Raw genomic sequence first — 3,005 nt, 5'->3', positions numbered from 1 at the left:
CCCGTGGCGAATCTGCCACGGGCAGAGAAACCTCGTCGGGGCGGCGGCCGCGGCCGACAGTGGAGCGGACGGCAGCCACGCCACGACGAGGAGAACCGATGACTCCACTCACCATGCTCGCTCCCCGGGCCCAGGAGGGCGACACCGCGCCCACCCGCTTCGACGACCAACTCGCCGCCCAACTGCTCGGCCGACGCATCGTCCTGCTGGGCACCCAGGTCGACGAGGTCTCCGCGAACCGGGTCTGCGCCCAGCTGCTGATCCTCTCGGCGGAGGATCCGCGCACCGACATCAGCCTGTACATCAACAGCCCCGGCGGCTCGGTCCACGCGGGACTGGCCGTCTACGACACGATGCGGCTGATCCCCAACGACGTCTCGACGCTCGCCATGGGTTTCGCGGCCAGCATGGGTCAGTTCCTGCTCAGCGTCGGCGCGCCCGGCAAGCGGTACGCGCTGCCGAACGCGCGCGTCATGATGCACCAGCCCTCCGCCGGGATCGGCGGCACCACGGCGGACATCGAGATCCAGGCGGAGAACCTGGAGTTCACCAAGCGGACCATCGAGCGGATCACCGCCGAGCACACCGGCCAGACGCCGGAGACCATCTCCCGGGACGGCGACCGCGACCGCTGGTTCACGGCCGAGGAGGCCCGGGAGTACGGCCTGGTGGACCGGGTCGTGGAGTCCCTCACCGACGTCCACCCGGCCGCCACGAAGCGACGGATGGGGCTGTGACATGGGGACCTACACGATTCCGAACGTGGTCGAGCGGACCCCGCAGGGCGAGCGGTCCTACGACGTGTTCAGCCGGCTGCTGTCGGAGCGGATCATCTTCCTCGGCACCGAGATCGACGACGGCGTGGCCAACGTCGTCATCGCGCAGCTCCTCCATCTGGAGTCGGCGGCCCCGGAGAACGAGATCGCGATCTACCTCAACTCGCCCGGCGGCTCGTTCACTTCGCTGATGGCGATCTACGACACGATGACGTACGTGCAGGCGCCGATCTCGACGTTCTGCGTCGGACAGGCCGCGTCGACCGCGGCCGTGCTGTTGGCGGGCGGGGATCCCGGTCGGCGGTTCGTGCTGGAGCACGCGCGCGTGCTGCTCGGGCAGCCCGCCAGCGGCGGCCGGCAGGGCACGGTCTCCGATCTGGCGCTGCAGGCCAAGGAGATGGTCCGGATCCGCGCCCAGGTCGAGGAGGTGCTCGCCCGCCACACGCACCACGACATCGCGACCCTGCGCGCGGACATGGACCGCGACAAGGTGTTCACCGCGCCGGAGGCGGTGGCGTACGGACTCGCCGACGAGGTGGTGAGCCGGCGTCTTGTGAAGGGGTGAGGCACCGGGTGGGACACCGGCCCGCACGGCCCGTCAGGCGGCCAGGCAGAGGCCGTCGTGCGACGAGGTCGTCGCCGTCCGGCCGCGGTCGGGCCGGCGGACGGACGGCCCGCCGGTGAGCCGGACGAGCTCGCCCTGGGCCCGGCCCAGCAGGTCGCCGAGGCTCAGGCCGAGGGCGCGGGCGGCGGCCGCGAGGACCTCCGAGGAGGCCTCCTTGCGGCCGCGCTCCACCTCCGAGAGGTACGGCATGGAGATACGGGCCGAGTCGGCGACGTCCTTCAGCGTGCGCTCCTGCGCCTGGCGTTCGCGGCGCAGGACGTCTCCGACCAGGTCACGCCACAACGGCTCGCGCTCGGCAGGCGGGCGCAGGGGGATCACGCGGGCTTGGTTCGGCGCTTGGTTGCTCACCTCTCAAGCCTAGGAACGCGGGCCGCCACGGCAAGAGTCCGGCGTTGCGCCCTCGGTGGAATCGGGGGCCGGTGTTCCGACGCGCCCGCATCCCGCACGCATGGGCCGCCCAGGAGCGGGTACCCGCCCCCTGAGCGGGCCCGTGCACACGTGTCCGCTCACGGAACGAGCACGACAGGCGTCGAAACGTGACTGCCGAAGCAGGACTGTCGGATCGTGACTGTCGAGGGATACGAGGGAGAGTCATGCAGACCGCCGTGATCCGGTCGGAGGCCAAGGCCGTCGAGGGCACCACCGGGACCAGCACGGACGGCGCACCGCTGCCGGGTATCGAGGCGCCGCGGAGCGTGGCCCCGCGTGACGCACGTGAATTGTCCCGGCGGTTCTTCCAGCGGCTGGCCGTACTCGAAGAGGGCACGCACGACTACCAGTACGCGCGCAACACGCTCATCGAGATGAACATGTCCCTGGTGCGGTTCGCGGCCGGTCGGTTCCGCGGCCGCGGGAACGACATGGAGGACATCGTCCAGACCGGGATGATCGGCCTGATCAAGGCCATCGACCGGTTCGAGATCTCGCGCGAGGTGGAGTTCACGTCGTTCGCGCTGCCGTACATCGTCGGTGAGATCAAGCGCTTCTTCCGGGACACGACATGGGCCGTGCATGTGCCGCGGCGGCTCCAGGAGTTGCGCGTCGAGCTGGCCAAGGCGCGGGAGGAACTCGCCAGCCGGCTGGACCGGGAGCCGACGGTGGCCGAGCTGGCCACCTTGATGAACCTCTCGGAGGGCCAGGTCGTCGAGGCGCAGATCGCCGCCAACGGCTACAACTCCTCCTCGCTCGACGCGGCGCTCACCGGGGACGGTCCGGAGAGCGGCGAGGCGGTCCTGGCGGACTTCATCGGCGTGGAGGAGGACGGGCTGCGGCTCGTCGAGGACTTCCACTCGCTCGCCCCCCTGATGGCCGAACTCAGCGAGCGAGACCGGCAGATCATCCATATGCGGTTCGTGGAGGAGGCCACGCAGGCGGAGATCGGCGAGCGGCTGGGCTGCTCCCAGATGCACGTGTCCCGTCTGATCAAGCGGATCATCACCCGACTGCGCCAGGGAATGCTGGGCGAGTTGGGCTGCGCCTGAGCTCCGCCCGGCCGCCGCGGGCGGGTGACGCCCGCTAGTGCCGCGGCAGGCAACGTTTGCCCGTCAAGGAGCGGCGTCCGGTGCGTGCTCTCGGTGTGCCGGCCGGAAGTCCTCGTACTGGAC

Annotated in this window: 4 protein-coding genes; 3 read left to right on the top strand and 1 reads right to left on the bottom strand. The window is 70.5% G+C overall.

The window, feature by feature from the left end; genetic code table 11:
• The first annotated feature begins 98 nt into the window (after window positions 1-98).
• Together AB0J04_RS45720 and AB0J04_RS45715 are read left to right on the top strand one after the other, a co-directional pair.
• Entirely contained in the window at window positions 99-737 is a 639-nt protein-coding gene (locus tag AB0J04_RS45720; RefSeq protein WP_363174656.1) for an ATP-dependent Clp protease proteolytic subunit, read from the top strand.
• 1 nt (window position 738) lies between these two features.
• Window positions 739-1,341, top strand: a complete 603-nt coding sequence (locus AB0J04_RS45715) for an ATP-dependent Clp protease proteolytic subunit (protein WP_363174655.1) — start codon at window positions 739-741, stop codon at window positions 1,339-1,341.
• 33 nt (window positions 1,342-1,374) lie between these two features.
• Here the strand turns inward: AB0J04_RS45715 and AB0J04_RS45710 are convergent, their stop codons facing one another.
• Window positions 1,375-1,749, bottom strand: a complete 375-nt coding sequence (locus AB0J04_RS45710; RefSeq protein WP_363174654.1) for a helix-turn-helix transcriptional regulator — start codon at window positions 1,747-1,749, stop codon at window positions 1,375-1,377.
• Window positions 1,750-1,994: 245 nt separating this feature from the next.
• Here AB0J04_RS45710 and AB0J04_RS45705 point away from each other — a divergent pair, with 245 nt between their 5' ends.
• Window positions 1,995-2,882 carry an RNA polymerase sigma factor SigF gene (locus AB0J04_RS45705; protein ID WP_363174653.1) on the top strand — a complete coding sequence of 296 codons (888 nt, stop codon included), beginning with the start codon at window positions 1,995-1,997 and terminating at the stop codon, window positions 2,880-2,882.
• Window positions 2,883-3,005: the final 123 nt, after the last annotated feature.

Origin of the sequence: Streptomyces sp. NPDC050263, assembly GCF_040655955.1 — a bacterium.
Classification (GTDB): domain Bacteria; phylum Actinomycetota; class Actinomycetes; order Streptomycetales; family Streptomycetaceae; genus Streptomyces.
This window is presented reverse-complemented; position numbering and strand designations above follow the sequence as displayed.

Coding starts and splice junctions, on each gene's coding strand:
- AB0J04_RS45720 (WP_363174656.1), top strand. CDS start 99: ATGACTCCACTCACCATGCTCGCTCCCCGGGCCCAGGAGGGCGACACC.
- AB0J04_RS45715 (WP_363174655.1), top strand. CDS start 739: ATGGGGACCTACACGATTCCGAACGTGGTCGAGCGGACCCCGCAGGGC.
- AB0J04_RS45705 (WP_363174653.1), top strand. CDS start 1,995: ATGCAGACCGCCGTGATCCGGTCGGAGGCCAAGGCCGTCGAGGGCACC.